This window comes from Paenibacillus sp. J22FR83 (assembly GCF_059691955.1).
In genome coordinates this window covers 39,351-55,673 of the sequence record NZ_JCAUAM010000023.1, presented here as the reverse complement: position 1 = coordinate 55,673, position 16,323 = coordinate 39,351, and the positions used below count along the sequence as shown (strand labels likewise).

Here is a 16,323-nt window from a genome sequence, read left to right as displayed (position 1 = left end):
AGGAGAGTCTGGATGAACTTATTCAAACGCGTGCGGATTGACCGCTTGTTCTTTAGGAGCTTCGCTTCTTTCTTATCGCTCTTGCTGCTCGTCTTTACGTGGATCAGTTACAGTATGACCTCCAGGGAACTGGCGGATACGTCATCGTACTACCAGCGGGATATGCTCAATGAATTGAACAAACAGATTGACATCCAGCTTAAATCGATCGAGCAAATGTCATTGGCAGCTTCAAGGAATATGAATACGATTGGCTATGATCCCTTTGAAAAGGATTTGCTACAGAAACATATTCGAAGGGAAGATATGCTGCTCTTGTTGTCTAGGATCACCTATAGTACGACGATGGTGCAGTCTATTTATTTATATTTAGACAATCCATCTCAGACAGATCCTCAGGCTCCTGTGCAAATTTTGGATATGAAGCATGTTCGCGAGGAACCATGGTATCCGGAAATCCAGAATTCAGACTTCGCCTGGATCGGGGAACGGACGCTCCCTACGAACAAGGGGCCACAACAATTTATCAGCTTCGCCCGCAAACTATATAACAATTCGGACAAATACTATGGGATGCTCATGCTCAACGTGAAGGCTTCCGCAATCGAAAGCATGGTTCGCGGGGAGTCCGAGGGGAGAGAGAAGAATCGGTTGCTGTTGGATGCCAGCGGCAGGACGATCGCTACGATTGGAAAGCCGACTTTGAGCGAAGAGGAACTTGGGCTGATCAGCAGCAAGGACATCGCATCGAATTACATACATCTTCCCGACGAACGAGGCGAAGGAGCTCTGCTCGTATGGAGCAAAGTGCGATCAGATTGGATGTTAATTGAAATCACGCCATGGAAAGACATTGTACACGGTAGTATCCGCCTGGCTTATATTCTAGTCACTGTCGGTCTGACAGCGATCTGTATCACGGCCTTCTTCACGCTGTTCCTATCTAGGCAATTCACGAAGCCGATTCGATTACTGCTAGCGCGAATGGGACGTGTGCCAGCGACAGGGTCTGGCATGGATCTGGATCTGCCTACCGATTACGAGAACGAGTTCGGGAGCTTGTTCAACGGTTATCGCCGGCAAATGGAGCGAATTGAAGAGTTGCTGCAGTCGCTGCAATCCCAGCATAAGCGTAAGCGAGAAGCGGAGATACTGGCGCTGCAGGCGATGATTAATCCCCATTTTTTATACAACACGTTGGATCAGTTGAACTGGATTGCTATTGATTCTGGACAAGAGAAGATCAGTACGATCGTATCGTTAATGGGCAAAATGTTTCGTATTGGCCTTTCCAATGGAGAGACGGTCATTCCAATTCGGGATGAGCTGACGCATGTAGAGTGCTACCTGCAAATTCAGAAGATTCGCTGGGGAGAACGTCTCGCATACAGCATTGAAGCGGAAGAGGAACTGAAAGATCTGTATATTTCGCGTTTAACGATACAGCCGTTTGTCGAGAATGCGTTTATTCATGGTTTTCATGGCAGAAGGGCTGGGGAGATTGGTATCACCCTTAAGCGCAAGGAGAACGAATTGGAAATTATTATTTCCGATAATGGCGTAGGGCTGAAACCGGAATGGGATGTGCCGAAGCCTCGCAAAACAGGAGGTTATGGCGTTAGGAATGTGATGGATCGCATTGCTGCCTATTTCGGGGAGCCTTACGGAGTCACGATGCAAGGTAGAGCGGAAGGCGGGACGGAAGTGATTCTGCGTCTTCCTATTCTGCCGAATAAAGCCGAAGTGGAGGAGGCCTTTCATGTGGAGAGTACTTATTATTGATGATGATTTCCAGGTGCTGGAAGGGATGAAGAAATCTATTCCTTGGGAGCGGTTAGAGGCGGAATGGGTAGGCGAAGCGATGGATGGACAGGAAGGGATCCAGAAGGTTAAGGAAACGAGTCCTGACATTATTATTACCGACATCTATATGCCAGTGATGAATGGTCTCGAGATGATCGAGCAGCTGAAGCAAGTAGGATTTGCGGGAGAGATTATTATTCTCAGTGGCTATTCCGACTTTCAATATGCGCGTCAGGCGCTGCGACTGCAGGTAAGTGATTACTTATCGAAGCCGGTTACGATGGATGAGCTTAGTGGTGTGTTAGAGCGGGCTATTCATGAACTGGAGACCAAGGAACTGGCAAAGCTAGAGCAGGAGGAGACGCGGCGCAGGTTAACGATGTATGAGCCTTTCGTGCAGAAGGAATGGCTGAAGTCGGTCGTCACGGGTACGCTGGGCCGAGCTATGGCAGAGGAAAGTATGGAGCCGATCGACGAGAAAGCGTGGTTAGGGAAGAAGCATCTCATCATGGGTATAGAGCTGATGGGAACGAACCGTATCTTGAATCTCACCTTAATGGACTGGAGTTTGTTCCGGTTCGCCCTGGCAAATATCATTTGTGAGGTGCTGGAGCGGGATTGGCCGCAGTCGGAATTTATTGAGCTGCATAGTCATCATGCTGCCATCGTTTTTCATATCCCTCTCGAGCAAGAGGAAGCAGAGGCTAGGGAAATCATTAGGCGTATTGGCGAGTACATCATAGCGTGCACCCAGACCTACTTGAAGCTGAGTATCCGTATCGGAATTGGCAGTATGCAGGAGGACTGGCGGCAGCTCTCCGACTCGACAGAGGAGGCTTTCCTAGATCTCTTGCAGCAAACACTGAGCGAAGATCGAACTCGCTTGTCCCATACTGATGCAGCAGAGGCCGATTTCACCATTCGCCCTATCAAGTTTTATCAAGAGCTGGCTGAGGCTATCGTTTATGCGAAGGAAGAGGAGACGCTTGCGATTGTTGACGACTACTTGGCGCTGCTTCGTCAGATGCCTTCCGTAACACCAGCGTATCTGCAATACTTATGTTCGGAGCTATGGACGATTCTAGCTTATTCGCTATATAACACTGGCGTCGTGCTTGACGACCTGTTTCCCGGCTTGCCGGCAAGCCAGGAAATTACCAAGATTCAGACAATCGATGAGCTCCGGGAATGGCTCAAGAACAAAATCTCTGGCATTTCCTCACAACGTGGATGGAGTGAACATTCCAAACATAAGGAAGCCATCGATTTCATGATTCAATACGCGCATGAGCGATATGCCGAGGACATTGCGTTGGAGGATTTATCGAAACAGCTGTATCTAACCCGCAATTATTTGAACCGGATGTTCAAGAAAGCAACGGGAGAAACGTTTACGAACTATTTGATCCGTGTAAGACTGGAGAAGGCCAAGGTGCTGCTGACAGAAGGCAAACACATGATCTACGAGATCGCCGAAAAGGTAGGCTACAAAAACGTAGCGTACTTTAGCTCCATTTTCAAAAAACACTACGGTATGAACCCCAGCGAGCTAGGCAAGAAATAAGTTGTGCTCGATTGTGGTAGAGATGTGTTCATTACCCTTATTTTGAATGTGTCCTGCGGTTTATATAATGAGGTTATAAGCGTTGCTGATGAATGGAGTTGCCACAGTACCTTCGTTCCTTTTATCGGAAAGCTTTGACACATGGACCTGAATACGGGAAGGGGTTAACAGAATGATGAATAAGCAGATAAAAAGATGGGGTTTACTGACAGTTACAGCATTAACAGCCGTAAGCTTGACCGCTTGCGGCAGCAATACGACGACTCCAACAACCGAAACAGCCAAACCAAGTACAGGTGGGGCAGCAGCAACCGCAGCGGTCGATAATAAACCTGTGAAGCTGCGCATCGTATGGTGGGGCTCACAAGCTAGACACGACGCTACTTTGAAGGCACTTGATGCGTACACGAAGAAACACCCGAACGTCACCTTCGAACCGGAGTTTTCCGGATTTGATGGCTACGCAGATAAGCTGGCTACACAAGCAGCGGCGAAGAACGCGCCTGACATCATCCAGATGGATCCGGCATGGTTAGCCGAATATAGCGGCAGAAATCAGCTCGTGGACCTGTCCAAAGGCATCAATACGGCGGATATCGATAAATCGTTAGTCGACTCCGGTAAATATAAAGACAAACTGTATGCAATTCCGCTAGGAAATAACGCTACGGGCATGCTATTTAACAAGAATGCCGTGGACAAGCTTGGCATTACACCTCCGGCCAATGGTTGGACATGGGATCAATACTTCCAATTTGGCAGGGATGCGAAAGCGAAGCTGGAGAAAGATAAATATGCATTAATGGATGCGACGAGTGATTACACCGTTTATGCTTCTTACCAGACTAGCCAAGGCAAAGGCTACCCGGTGACTAGTGATGGTAAATTCAATTTGGATAAAGATACGTATCTCGCGTATACGAAGAAATATGCTGAGCTTCGCAAAGAAGGGGTTGTTCCTCCGCCAGATATTGCAACGACAGATAAAGAATCGGATGCCAAGATGGATTTGATGAATAACGATACGGTTTTAATCAAACGGAGTTTTGCGGCGCTGTTGCCTGGTTATGAAGGCGTGAAGCCGGGAACCTATAAATTTGTTACGCAGCCTAAGGGTGCGCAGGCTAGCGGTTTTTTGAAACCGTCCATGTTCTGGTCGATTAGTGCGGATTCCAAGAGCGTTGAAGCTTCCAAGGCGTTTATTGATTGGTTTGTAAACGATAATGAAGCCGCGGATATTTTGACGACAACGCGCGGTGTGCCCGTTTCCAAAAAAGTGCTCGAGTATTTGACTCCGAAGCTTACGCCTGCAGATAAACAGCAAATCGAGCTGATCAAGAGCGTAGCTCCGGATGCGCAGCCATTCAACCCTGGCGCTAAAGGCTGGAGCAACTACACAGCGAAGGATTTCAAGGATATTGGTGAGAAAATCATGTTCGGCAAGATTACGCCAGAAGCGGCGTATGATGAATTGGTGAAGAAAGCGAAAGATTACCAATAAATGATTGGCGTAATTTGAAGCCAGACAGCTGTTATCCTTCAGCCATGCATAAAGACTCAAGTCGTCGAGATGTTCTCGATAGCTTGAGTTTTTTCACGTTCTATGAAGCTCAACTTCCCCCCTCACGTGAATTGGGTGATTCCAACGGATATCGTGTATAATCATGGCAGGAATCACATCATAGCTAGCGAGGAATAGGTGAAACGTATGGTGGGGAAAGCAGTAATCCGGCAGATGGGCAGTTCGTCCTTAGCCTTATCGCCACTTGGACTAGGCTGTTGGCAATTCAGCAATGGTCAAGGAATGGTGGGCAAGTTCTGGCCGGTCCTGAAGAAAGAGGATGTGCGGAGCATCGTTCAGACCAGTCTCAAGGGCGGGATCAATTGGTTTGATACAGCGGAGGTTTACGGAAAAGGTCAGTCTGAGCGCATATTGGCGGAAGCACTGCGTGAAGCGGGGCCTTTGGCAGACGGGGTGCACATAGCGACGAAATGGTGGCCTGTCCTTCGCACGGCAAGCAGCATCACGAGTACAATTGATGAGCGCATACGGCTGCTGGAGAATCGGCCAATCGAGCTGTATCAAGTGCATCAGCCCTATTCGTTCTCATCTGTTCGAGAAGAAATGAACGCGATGGCTGAGCTCGTGAAGTCGGGTAAAATCAAGAACGTTGGCGTCAGTAATTTTTCTGCGGACAAAATGCGTGAAGCCGACCGCGTCCTGCGAGAGCACGGACTCCGACTCCTATCTAACCAAGTGAAATATAGCTTGCTGGATCGCAGGATTGAGCACAACGGCATCATGGACGCTGCCAAGGAGCTTGGTATCGCGATTATCGCGTATTCCCCGCTGGAACAAGGGATCCTAAGCGGCAAGTTTCACAAAAACCCAGATTTAGTGAAAGCTATCATCGGTCCACGTAAATGGACATCTGCTTTCCGTGCTTCGGGGCTGCAGCAATCAAGGCCACTCATCGACAAGTTAGACGAGCTCGCCCAGATCTATGATGCGTCACCGACGCAGATCGCGCTGAATTGGTTGATTCATGCGCATGGGGAGACAGTGTTCGCCATTCCAGGTGCATCCAAAACCCATCACGCGGAGGAGAATGTGAAAGCGATGCAATTCACACTAACCGCAGAGGAATTGAAGCAGATCAGCGCTGTGTCCAACCGTGTTTTGGGTAAATAAGCAGATGGCAACATGCTGTTTTGTAATTGTAATGAGATTGAAATCTTAATTTCAGGTAGATTTAAGGAAGCGAGCCTATACTAAATTCAACCCCCTTTTAAATATAGATAACTTGAGACCTGCGGCCCGTTGCTGTGGGTTATTTTTTTGTGAATGCACAGATTTAGAATAATCCGAATTTCATATTATCCCATATATAATATAGGTAGTCCCCAGTCAGGATGGCAGCGAGTATAGTAATAAATGCGTTGAATTGTTTGAATATGATGGAAGTTAGTAAAACAGCTATCGGAAGATAGTACATATAGATTTGACTAAACATCTCAAACTTCGCTTCCAAATAAGGTGAACATAGTACGAGAATGACGATGGATAAGATCGAATATAGAAACCCTACGAGAAGACCCAGAATAATTAAACCGATGAAATCAATAACTTTCGTATACATGCTTATTCTTTCCATAACACACCTCCCCTTCGATACTTACATTTTAGTTAAGTAAGCCCAGTAGGATAAGTACTAACATTTCATAGTACCAGTGTAGTAGGGGGAGCGCAGTTCAGCGGAACGGCAAAAAAGCTGCCTTGCGGCAGCTTTCTAAGTACTAGTCCTTTTAAGTCACCGCACGCCCATGCTCAACCCGCCTGTACTCCTTCGGCACAATGCCTTTGCTCTCTCGGAATATTCGCGAAAAGGTTTTGTACGAGCCATAGCCGACTTCCAACGCAATTTCCGTGACGCTCATATCGGTGGAGACCAGCAGGCTGCATGCATGGCGCAAGCGCAGATCGTGCAGGAAGTGGACATACGTTTGGCCTGTCGTTTGCTTAATCACTTCGCTGATGCGTGATACGCTCATCGTGAAACGAGCTGCCAGATCAGACAGTGCCAGATCTTCTTGATAATTCCGATGGATATAATGAATGATTGGCCACACGGCGTGACTAGATCTTGAAGAGGATTTGGATAACGTTGCGGCTTCCTCCTCTTGGCCTGCATGCTGAAAGCGATGTCGATCAAAGCGAATCAGAATTTCCTTCAATTTGGCCTTCAGAAGCGTCTGTCTGTAGCGCTCGTCACCGTGATATTCCTTCACGATCTCTTCGATAAGAGCGGACATCATTTCCTTCTCGGCGCCTTCGAACTGTACATAGGCAGGCAATCCATTCGAATCATTGAGCAGGTCCGAGAGACCTTGATCGTTTCCTGGCTCCATAAGCAGATCCATACTGAACATGCCGTTGAAGAGAACTAACTTTTGACCCGGATCTGTAAAAATCTCATGCACCTGATACGGCAGCACAAAGGTAAAAGTGCCAGGTGCCATCGGGTGTTTCACATCATTTATCGATTCTGCCCCGTGTCCCTCCACGACATACGAGAACTCAAGGTAATCATGGCGGTGTGCGCGAAAACCATGTTCCAGTGTATTTCTACTAAGGTGAAATGGGAAGGGGGAGTGCATATTGGGATACGTTTTCAGATAATCTGGAAAATACGTCATGTTCAGTCAGGGCTCCTTCGAAAAAATGGGACGTTTTCCGAATATACGGTACGACTTCTTCGTGATCTTATTTTATCATAAAAGCACTGGGGCAACACCCACATATGAGGAGGAACGAACCGTGGAAAGCGTTAACAAAATTAGAATTGGTATTATTGGTGCAGGCAATATTGGCGGGGTTCATATTCGTGAGTTTTCAAAGCTGGCGGAGCTCTGTGAAATTACGGCGATTACAGATACGTACTTGCCTTTAGCAACAGCGAGAGCGCAAGAACATGGCATTGCACATGTGGCTGCCACACCGGAAGAACTGATTCAAAGCACGAACGTCGACGCTGTCATTATTGGGGTGCCGAATCAATATCATGCTTCCCTTGCTGTACAAGCGATTGAAGCTGGTAAACATGTTCTTATCGAGAAGCCAATGGGCATTAACGCCGCAGCGGCTAAACAAATATATGAAGCAAGCAAGAAGGCGAATACGATCGTTATGATCGGTCACCAAATGCGTTGGGAATCCGTTCCTTTACAGATCAAGGAGCAGGTTGATGCGGGCGAGCTTGGTAAAATTTATACAGCCAAAACAGGCTGGTTCCGCCGCAAAGGCATACCAGGATGGGGAACATGGTTTACCAAAATGGATGAGTCCGGTGGCGGTCCGTTGATCGATATCGGCGTTCATATGCTGGATCTTGCCCTCTATTTGATGGGGAATCCGAAACCAGTCTCCGTTGTTGGTGCAACGTACGCCGAATTCGGACCGCGTCGCAAAGGGATTGGCACATGGGGCAAGCCGAATTGGAGCGGCACGTATGATGTAGAGGATTTAGCGACTGCGCTGATTCGCATGGAGGATGGCAGCACGCTGACGCTTGAAGTGAGCTGGGCAGTGCACATGGATACGGACAATACGCCTTTCGTACACCTCATGGGCACGGACGGCGGAGCTAGTTACAAAGGTGCTACAGGTAAATTGTTAATGGAGAAGTTCAACCGCCCCATCGAGACGGATTTGAAAAAGCCTGAGGATGATGAAGGCGAGCGCGTGCGTCTTAGCCTGCATTTCCTAGATTGTATTCGTGAAGGCAAACAGCCGATCACATCGGCGCTTTCTGGTTATACGAACAATTTGATTCTCGATGCGATCTATGAGTCTTCGCGCACGGGTAATGAAGTGAAGTTGAACTGGGATTAGTCGGGAACTAAACAATCATTTGGAGGGATTATTCGATGCTTAGAGGATTAACGAGAGCAGGGCTTGGCAAGATCGAGAGCAATGAGCAGTTCATCGAGTTAGCGGCAAAATATGGCTTCCAAGCGGTCGATATCGACGCTTTGAGCCTTGTAGAAACTCACACCGTAGCTGGTGCTCGTGAGTTATTAGAGAAGAATGGACTCGTCGTCGGGTCCATCGGTTTGCCCGTGGAATGGCGTTCCACGGAAGAGGTGTTCCGCGAGGGGCTGCCGAAGCTGGCCGAAGCCGCGGAAGCGGCAGCAGCGCTCGGCTGCACGAGCTGCTGCACGTATGTGCTGCCCTCGACAGACCTCGGGGCAGCGCACTTCATGGCGCTCGCGACGCGCAGACTGCGTACGTGCGCCCAGATCCTAGGCGCCTACGGCATCCGCCTAGGGTTGGAGTTCGTCGGTCCGCATCACCTGCGGACACGGTGGCAGAACCCGTTCATCTGGACAATCGATGAAACGTTGGATTGGATCGATGCGATCGGGGAGCGCAACGTAGGATTGTTGTTCGATTCGTACCACTGGTACACGAATGGCGGGACTGTCGCGGATATCGAGAAGCTCCGCGTCGATCAAATCGTCCATGTGCACATCAACGATGCGCCGGATGTGCCGGTTGAGGACGTGCTCGACAACGGACGCGTGTATCCGGGCGAGGGTGTTATTGATTTGGCAGGCTTCCTGCAAGGCCTGCAGCGTATTGGCTACACCGGCGCCGTGTCGCAGGAGATTCTGACGGCCGAAGCGCCGACAGATTCTCCGGAGAGCCTGGCGGAGCGGTCCAAAGCCGGCTTCGACAAGGTGTATGCGGCGGCGGGGCTGTAGGTTGTGTGGTAGTGTGGAGAGCGAATCCTTTGGGATTCGCTCTTTGGTTTCTTTGGGGCTCTGCTGCCTCCAACGCGAATCCTTGGGGATTTGAATTTGACAGATTCCTAGTATCTGTAGTAATTTTATATCAAATAAGTTAAGTGCTTAACTAAATGGTGGTGGTGACATATGAAAGAGCTGCAAGAATACGTTCATGATTTACCGATGCATACACGCGTTTTTTTCTCACTGGTGGAAGCAACGGCAAATTTAGTTGATGTCTCCGAAAAATATTGGCAATCCAAAGGTTTGAATGGTGCAAGAATTCGAATCTTGGTTGAACTTATGAAGGAAGGAGGAACTATGCTACCCTCGATGCTCGCCAAGAAAATTGGCGTTACGAAACCGAATATTAGCCTTTTACTTATTCCATTAGAGAATGAAGAATTAATTCGTCGGGCAAGTCATCCCAAGGATGGTAGAAAAACAGTGATTTCAATCACAAGTGAAGGTCAGAGCCTACTGTTAACATATTTACCTGAAAATCGTCAAAGAATTGCCGAAAAAATGAAAGTGTTCGAAGAGCAAGAAATGAAACAACTCCTTGTTTTATTAAATAAACTACGGTGATAATAACCTAGTTTTGTTTATTTAGTTAAGCACTTAACTAAAATCACAACTTTAGGAAGAAGGGGAAAATCCAATGTCGATTGTCATTACAGGAGCTAATGGTAAATTAGGAAGCTTAATCATGAAGCAACTCCTTAAGAAAGTTTCAGCCGATCAAATCATTGCTTGTGTTCGCCAACCTGAAAAAGCAGAAGAATATCTGAAGCAAGGCATTGAAGTGCGATTCTGTGATTACGATAAACCTGAATCACTTGATCAATCATTTGCTGGAGCCTCCAAACTATTATTCATTTCAAGCTCTAATACCGATGATACGATTCGCGTACGACAACATGCCCATGTCATAGAAGCGGCGAAAAAAGCGAAAGTGGAGCATCTACTATTTACGAGCTTTGCTTTTCCTGGAAAGGGCTCGATTTCACCAATTCATCTGTATTTGGCTACGGAGCATGCCATTCTTACAACCGGAATTCCATATACGTTTCTGCGGAATGCCTTATATACTGATTTTGTCGGAGTGCTTGGTTTGGATGCTGCAATAGCTGGAGGTGAACTGAGCGTTTACCCTGGAGATTGGAAATTTAATACTGTGACTCGCCATGATCTCGCTTTAGGAATAGCAGCAGTTCTTACTGAATCGGGTCATGAGAATAAGGCGTACGAACTTACTGCTCCTCATTCATGGACTTTCAATGAACTAGCAGTAGCTCTGTCTGATCTTTCAAGTAAGCCAGTTTCCCTTCGCCAGAATCCTCAGATTCAAAACTGGATATATGGGTTCTTGGGCAAGATTGATACATCTTCTACTTCATCAGATTTGGAGAAATTAATTGGAGGCCCCGTCACTTCGCTAAAAGAAAGCATTAAACAATTTATCGCTACCTAACAGCTAGGCCCCCTTCTTGAAAAATAACTGGATTTCCTCCCGCTAATTCGTGGGAAATCCACGTCTAGGGACGTTTAACTGGATTTCCTACAGTTATTTTGCTCCCTTTTCCTCCTCCATGCCAAAAAGCCGGGAATTAGCTGTAGAAAATCCATCTAATCTCAGATTTTCTTTAAATTCGCCGGTATTAGCTGTAGTTTTTCCAGTTAAATGGCGCCACGGCCAGTCACAGGTCACTTCCGCTTTGATTCACCCGCACGATGCATCCCCTTCGACAAAAATTCCTACATTTCTTCCCTAAAGTGTGACAAACTTCTCATGGAAACTCGGGTACGATTTTAAAAAAGCGAAAAGGAGATAAGATCATGCAAATTAAGAATAAACAGGATATCGGCTTGATTTTGGACAACTTTTCAAACTTCGCAGAGTGGGACGCAGCAGGGAAGAAGCTTTACTTTATTTTTGCTGATAAAAAACGTGGAGGTCAATGGACCTTAATGTGTTATGAAGATGAGCGCTTCAGTGTGCATGGGGTGGGGAGAGATTACGAGGACGCCGATGAGCTGTTCTTTGATGAACGTAATCAGCTGCTTTCCTTCCTTTGGGACAACCGTGCCGCGCTGAAAACAGCGGTTGAATCCAGCCAAGTCGTTTCCGCTTAATCGCGTAGAAACGAAACAGATGTGGACAAGCCTCCTTGAGGCTGTCCAACATCCGACAAGGCGAACAATAGCCTGCGAACCACCAACAATTATTGGGTGGCATCGCAGGCTGTTTGGTATTCGCCGGAGCGCGTCCCGTAGCCTCGCCGCACTTCGCCCGGCGATCGCGTCCTGCACTCCCCGCCTAGCCAGCAGGCTCCCACACCCTAAGTAGGCGGCAAGCCCTCCTTCTGCTTATCCCGGTACTGACCGGGCGTAAGCCCTTCCTGCTTCCGGAAGGAGCGGATGAAATTCTGCGAGTTATTGTAGCGCAGTTTCGAGGAGATATCCTTGATCGGCATATCGGTCTCGGAGAGCCATTTTTTGGCCATGTTGAAACGGTAGTTCGACAAGTAGTCACTGAAGGAGCAATTCGTCTCTTTGCGGAAAATGCTGCTCAAATAATTGGCATTGTAATGCAATCGAGAAGCGCATTCTTCGAGTGTGAGATCCGTGTCGTAATAGTGCTGCACGAGATCGATAATTTTCTCCGAGATGTTATGGTACTGGGCATCCTGCCGGTCGCGGTAAATGCGGATCAGCGGATGGATGACCTCCGTCCAGAACCAATCCTCGATCTCGGCGGTCGTGTGCAAGCCGAGCACTTCCTCGAACAGGGAGCCTTTGTTCGGATGAATCTGATTCAAGGCGATGCCGGATTCCTGCATCATCATCAGCAGGTTGTTGAGCAGTCGCGCGAGCGGAATCTGATACTCCTGCGGAGTAAGTTGTGCCGCAAAGACCGCATGCAGCAACTGTTTCAACAGCTCTCGGGATTTATCCTTTTCGGCTAGCTTAATGCTATCGATCAATTCATTCTCCAGTGGCTTCGGATAGTTCAAATTCAAGTAATGCTTCCCTGAGTTAATATTCTCATACTGGATAATGATGCCCTCACCGAGCTTGATACGGTGCTTCAAAGCCTCGAGCCCTTCTTTATAGGCCAGCGACATCTGGGTGAATGCATGAATCGGCAAGGAGATTCCGATAGAGATATGCAGCTTCAGGAAGTTATAAATATGCTGTTGCACCTGCTCAGTCAGGCCATACACCATCGTACGGAAATCGCTATCAACACTGTCTGAGCTGCCGATCATAGTTACAATCGTCTGATCAATCAAGATCGGCGCTAAGCGCTGCTCCGAAGGGATGAGCTCCTCCATCATGTTGTGCACGGCGAAGAGCAGCAGTTCCATATCCTTTTTCTCATAGCGTGTGTGATCGATGGCGTCGATTTGGATGGTGATGACGGACATCGTTTTCCAGGCAGCGATATGGTCGGTGTAGCCGAATTGCGCGAGTTTTTCGAGCAACTCCCCCGATTTAATATGACCCTGAAACGCTTTAATCAGGAAGAAGGTGCGCACCTGGCCGATATGTTGATGGACTTCTTTTTCGAGCTGCGATTTCGATTGAAATAACGTGTGCACATGCTCGCTGATCATCTGAAATTCATCCGCTTTGCGTTTCTGATTCCCGCTCACCAAGCCGCCGATTTGATTCAGCAGCAGCTGGATGGGGGAGTACATTTTACGCGAAACGAGCCATGCGAGAAGCAAGGCCAGAAGCAGCATCAGGACACAAATGTAGATCGTGTAGGTCCCGATTTTGCTGGATTCCTTGGTCAAGCTTTCGATTGAAGTTAAGGAAAGATACGTCCAGTTGTTCAGGTTCGAACGCAAAAAAGTAACCGAATACGGTTTATCATGTATGCTAGCGCGGAACTGTCCGCTTGAATCTTCCTCTAGCCGCGTGAGTTCGGATAGACCAGCAGCAGTAATTGATTTGCCAATTAAGCTGGGATCGCGATTCATTACAATTCGCTGATGTTCATCCATGATAACAATGTCATCGGGATGTTCGCTGTCGCTTTGAATCATATCTTGCAGCGAGCAAGCAGGAATATTGGCTAACGCCATGCCGAATTTATCGAGGCCAGTGGTAGGCAGCTTTTTAACCAGGGAAATACTATAGTCGCAAGTCACGCTTCGCGCATTCTCTTCGGTATAGAACCATTCGGAAGGATTCAGAGTCCACGTACTGTTATCTTGGGCATTCATCAAAGCAATTAATTTATCGGCAAACGGATAGGTATCGAATCGGTACAGCCCTGAATTTTTGATCATCCAGTTCTGTTTGGCATTAATCAAGAGTACATCTTCTAGCCTCGTGTCAAAAGATTGCATATACCGAATCTCGCTTCGCAGATCATCGTACATCATGAAATCGGTTACAGTGAGCGGCATGTCCATGGCCTTTTTGAGCACAGTGGAATTGATGACCTGATTCAGTGTATGGTTGACAGTGGTTAATTTCTGCTCTACATTGGAGTTAATTTGCGTGATTAACTGCATTTTTCCTTCGTTTACATTTTTTTGTATCTCGCTTGAGGACGTCACGAAGGCGAAAGCGCCGATAAAAATCACAGGCAGCGTACTAAGCAGGAAGCTGAATATCGTCATTTTGCTAAGAAAACTTAAAGAGCGCATCGCATCCAACACCTTATCTATTCAAAGAATCATTCGTCAGACTATCTATGTATTGTAGTCAAGAGTGCGGTTCGAATCAATAATCATCTGCCGATGGGATAATCATTATCTCATATTTTCCGCCAAAACACAGCTGTTGCAAGGAGGAGTTAGCATGAGAAGTAGGAGAATTGATCAGCGGTTCAAGTGGACAGGACGAATGAGTATTGCTCTAATTATGATGTTGTTATTCAGTGCCTGTCAGAACGGCAACACGCCCAAGGCGGAGAATGACCAAAGCGCTAGGCCTGTTATTTCGATTATGGCACCGCTTCATTTTCCACATCCACCGATACCCGAGCTGGTTCAAGCGATTGAGAATCGGACGCAAACGAAGCTGGAGTTGAACTGGGTTCCTGATGGCATTTATACGGATAAAATGAATACAGCCCTTACCACGAACTCGTTGAAAAAAGCGACCTACGTCAAATATACAGATTATATGTTGATGAAAAATTCGATCCGTTCCGGCGCATTCTGGGATATTGGACCTTATTTGGCTGCTTATCCGAACTTGAATAAGTTGAATAAAGAGATTTTGGGCCAGGCGGCAGTCGATGGCAAAATCTATAGCTTATACACCGAGCGTCCATCCTCTCGGCAAGGGATTATTATTCGCGAGGATTGGCTGAACAAGTTGAAGTTGAAAAAGCCAACGAATTTGAATGAGTTATATGAGGTGCTTAAAGCGTTCACTTACGGTGATCCCGATGGTGATGGCAAGGATGATACGATTGGGCTGACAGACCGCAATGATTTGGTATTCGGTTCTTTTAAGACGCTGGCCTCCTATTTCGGGGCACCGAATAATTGGGGCATATCGGGTGGGAAGCTTGTGCCGGAGTTTGAAACGCAGCCGTATATCGAAGCTATGAATTTCATGAAAAAGCTGTATGAGGAGAAGTTGATTAATTCGGATTTTGCCGTGACGAGCAAGGAAGTCCAGCGGGATAAGCTGATTCGCGGCACAGCCGGCGTGTATATTGGCAGTATGCAAGATGTGCAGCGACTTTCGGACGAAGCGCAGTTGGTGAATCCGGAGGCAAGACTGACGTTGGTGAATCATATTGAAGGGCCGCAGGGGTTCCATATATGGTCCATTCCTAATTATAGTGCATTATATTTGTTCTCGAAAAAGGCGATACGTACGGAGGCGGAGCTTAAGCAGATGCTGCAGTTTTTTGATCGGACGATGGATAAGGATGTCGCCAATCTCATGAAGTACGGTCTAGAGGGCCGGCATTATACGGTTAAAAATGGGCAAATCCAGCTCTCCGAAGAGACGTCGAAGATTCGTGTCAACGAAGTCAACGCCTTGTATGCGCTGATGATCGCAGATCTGAACAACCCGAATGTCATTCCTGTTGTGGAAAGTGAATCGTTGTCCCAACTGGCTGATACGCTTAGCTTGGATAATGAGAAATACGTCGTCAAGGACCCGACACTCGGCATTGAGTCGAAAACCTACGACGAGCGAGGCGTCGAGCTGTACAAAATCATCTCCGATGCGACGTACAATTATATCCTGGGCAAGTTGGATAAAGCAGCTTTCCAGCAAGAAATCGAACGTTGGAAGCGCGGCGGCGGGAATCAGATGATAGCGGAGTATAATGAGGCGTATGGGAAGAAGGGGTAGTCGGGTCCCGCACCTGCAAACTCTGGGACATCGTGCGAATAACTGGATTTCCTACAGCTAATTTTGTCAGATTTCGTTGGGAAATGAGTTTAGATGGAAAATAGGTAGTTAATTTGAGCTACTATCGTCGAAATGAGCATTTTAGCTTAGATTAGATGGAGGAAATCCATCTATATTGGAAAATTGACGCATTTCGGTGAAAATAGATGGAGGTTTTCCAGTTAATCACTGGTATCTCGTTGAGGTAAGCCTCATATGGCAACAAGTAAGTTGCACGTATAAAACAGGCGTGTTAAGATTATAAATAACAAAAGAGACGTGCTACCAAC

The 16,323-nt window shown here is 47.3% G+C and carries 13 protein-coding genes; 10 read left to right on the top strand and 3 right to left on the bottom strand.

Annotated elements, in window-relative coordinates:
- The first annotated feature begins 12 nt into the window (after positions 1 to 12).
- The 4 genes from AC58PV_RS30510 (at position 13) to AC58PV_RS30495 (ending at position 6,059) form a co-directional block, all read left to right on the top strand.
- Entirely contained in the window at positions 13 to 1,782 is a 1,770-nt protein-coding gene (locus tag AC58PV_RS30510; protein ID WP_497436636.1) for a sensor histidine kinase, read from the top strand.
- Complete coding sequence (locus AC58PV_RS30505; RefSeq protein ID WP_497436635.1) at positions 1,760 to 3,367, top strand: response regulator transcription factor; 1,608 nt, start codon at positions 1,760 to 1,762, stop codon at positions 3,365 to 3,367. The genes AC58PV_RS30510 and AC58PV_RS30505 overlap by 23 nt, the downstream gene beginning before the upstream one ends.
- A gap of 172 nt (positions 3,368 to 3,539) precedes the next feature.
- Positions 3,540 to 4,868 carry an ABC transporter substrate-binding protein gene (locus tag AC58PV_RS30500; RefSeq protein WP_497436634.1) on the top strand — a complete coding sequence of 443 codons (1,329 nt, stop codon included), beginning with the start codon at positions 3,540 to 3,542 and terminating at the stop codon, positions 4,866 to 4,868.
- A 207-nt stretch (positions 4,869 to 5,075) separates the two neighbouring features.
- Positions 5,076 to 6,059 carry an aldo/keto reductase gene (locus AC58PV_RS30495; protein ID WP_497436709.1) on the top strand — a complete coding sequence of 328 codons (984 nt, stop codon included), beginning with the start codon at positions 5,076 to 5,078 and terminating at the stop codon, positions 6,057 to 6,059.
- A 163-nt stretch (positions 6,060 to 6,222) separates the two neighbouring features.
- On the opposite strand, the gene AC58PV_RS30490 is transcribed toward AC58PV_RS30495, so the two are convergent.
- Positions 6,223 to 6,522, bottom strand: coding sequence for a hypothetical protein (locus AC58PV_RS30490; protein ID WP_497436632.1), 300 nt, complete (start codon positions 6,520 to 6,522; stop codon positions 6,223 to 6,225).
- A gap of 151 nt (positions 6,523 to 6,673) precedes the next feature.
- Positions 6,674 to 7,564, bottom strand: a complete 891-nt coding sequence (locus AC58PV_RS30485) for a helix-turn-helix domain-containing protein (protein ID WP_497436631.1) — start codon at positions 7,562 to 7,564, stop codon at positions 6,674 to 6,676.
- Positions 7,565 to 7,685: 121 nt separating this feature from the next.
- On the opposite strand from AC58PV_RS30485, the gene AC58PV_RS30480 reads away from it, so the two are divergent.
- The 5 genes from AC58PV_RS30480 to AC58PV_RS30460 all read left to right on the top strand — a co-directional run bounded on the left by AC58PV_RS30480 (position 7,686) and on the right by AC58PV_RS30460 (position 11,791).
- Positions 7,686 to 8,759: a Gfo/Idh/MocA family protein gene (locus tag AC58PV_RS30480; RefSeq protein WP_497436630.1), complete on the top strand. Its 1,074-nt coding sequence runs from the start codon at positions 7,686 to 7,688 to the stop codon at positions 8,757 to 8,759.
- 35 nt (positions 8,760 to 8,794) lie between these two features.
- Positions 8,795 to 9,631 carry a sugar phosphate isomerase/epimerase family protein gene (locus AC58PV_RS30475; protein WP_497436629.1) on the top strand — a complete coding sequence of 279 codons (837 nt, stop codon included), beginning with the start codon at positions 8,795 to 8,797 and terminating at the stop codon, positions 9,629 to 9,631.
- Between the two features lie 171 nt (positions 9,632 to 9,802).
- Complete coding sequence (locus AC58PV_RS30470; RefSeq protein WP_497436628.1) at positions 9,803 to 10,243, top strand: MarR family winged helix-turn-helix transcriptional regulator; 441 nt, start codon at positions 9,803 to 9,805, stop codon at positions 10,241 to 10,243.
- A gap of 73 nt (positions 10,244 to 10,316) precedes the next feature.
- On the top strand, positions 10,317 to 11,129 hold the full coding sequence (locus tag AC58PV_RS30465) for an NAD(P)H-binding protein (RefSeq protein ID WP_497436626.1): 813 nt from the start codon (positions 10,317 to 10,319) through the stop codon (positions 11,127 to 11,129).
- A 365-nt stretch (positions 11,130 to 11,494) separates the two neighbouring features.
- On the top strand, positions 11,495 to 11,791 hold the full coding sequence (locus tag AC58PV_RS30460) for a hypothetical protein (protein WP_497436625.1): 297 nt from the start codon (positions 11,495 to 11,497) through the stop codon (positions 11,789 to 11,791).
- A gap of 206 nt (positions 11,792 to 11,997) precedes the next feature.
- Here AC58PV_RS30460 and AC58PV_RS30455 read toward each other — a convergent pair whose 3' ends face one another.
- Complete coding sequence (locus AC58PV_RS30455; RefSeq protein ID WP_497436623.1) at positions 11,998 to 14,319, bottom strand: helix-turn-helix domain-containing protein; 2,322 nt, start codon at positions 14,317 to 14,319, stop codon at positions 11,998 to 12,000.
- A gap of 154 nt (positions 14,320 to 14,473) precedes the next feature.
- Here AC58PV_RS30455 and AC58PV_RS30450 point away from each other — a divergent pair, with 154 nt between their 5' ends.
- Positions 14,474 to 15,994, top strand: coding sequence for an extracellular solute-binding protein (locus AC58PV_RS30450; RefSeq protein ID WP_497436621.1), 1,521 nt, complete (start codon positions 14,474 to 14,476; stop codon positions 15,992 to 15,994).
- Positions 15,995 to 16,323 lie beyond the last annotated feature (329 nt).

Bases quoted from the DNA above. Each gene is read 5' to 3' on its own strand.
- AC58PV_RS30510 (WP_497436636.1), top strand. From the start codon at position 13: ATGAACTTATTCAAACGCGTGCGGATTGACCGCTTGTTCTTTAGGAGC.
- AC58PV_RS30505 (WP_497436635.1), top strand. From the start codon at position 1,760: ATGTGGAGAGTACTTATTATTGATGATGATTTCCAGGTGCTGGAAGGG.
- AC58PV_RS30500 (WP_497436634.1), top strand. From the start codon at position 3,540: ATGATGAATAAGCAGATAAAAAGATGGGGTTTACTGACAGTTACAGCA.
- AC58PV_RS30495 (WP_497436709.1), top strand. From the start codon at position 5,076: ATGGTGGGGAAAGCAGTAATCCGGCAGATGGGCAGTTCGTCCTTAGCC.
- AC58PV_RS30490 (WP_497436632.1), bottom strand. From the start codon at position 6,522: ATGGAAAGAATAAGCATGTATACGAAAGTTATTGATTTCATCGGTTTA.
- AC58PV_RS30485 (WP_497436631.1), bottom strand. From the start codon at position 7,564: ATGACGTATTTTCCAGATTATCTGAAAACGTATCCCAATATGCACTCC.
- AC58PV_RS30475 (WP_497436629.1), top strand. From the start codon at position 8,795: ATGCTTAGAGGATTAACGAGAGCAGGGCTTGGCAAGATCGAGAGCAAT.
- AC58PV_RS30470 (WP_497436628.1), top strand. From the start codon at position 9,803: ATGAAAGAGCTGCAAGAATACGTTCATGATTTACCGATGCATACACGC.
- AC58PV_RS30465 (WP_497436626.1), top strand. From the start codon at position 10,317: ATGTCGATTGTCATTACAGGAGCTAATGGTAAATTAGGAAGCTTAATC.
- AC58PV_RS30460 (WP_497436625.1), top strand. From the start codon at position 11,495: ATGCAAATTAAGAATAAACAGGATATCGGCTTGATTTTGGACAACTTT.
- AC58PV_RS30455 (WP_497436623.1), bottom strand. From the start codon at position 14,319: ATGCGCTCTTTAAGTTTTCTTAGCAAAATGACGATATTCAGCTTCCTG.
- AC58PV_RS30450 (WP_497436621.1), top strand. From the start codon at position 14,474: ATGAGAAGTAGGAGAATTGATCAGCGGTTCAAGTGGACAGGACGAATG.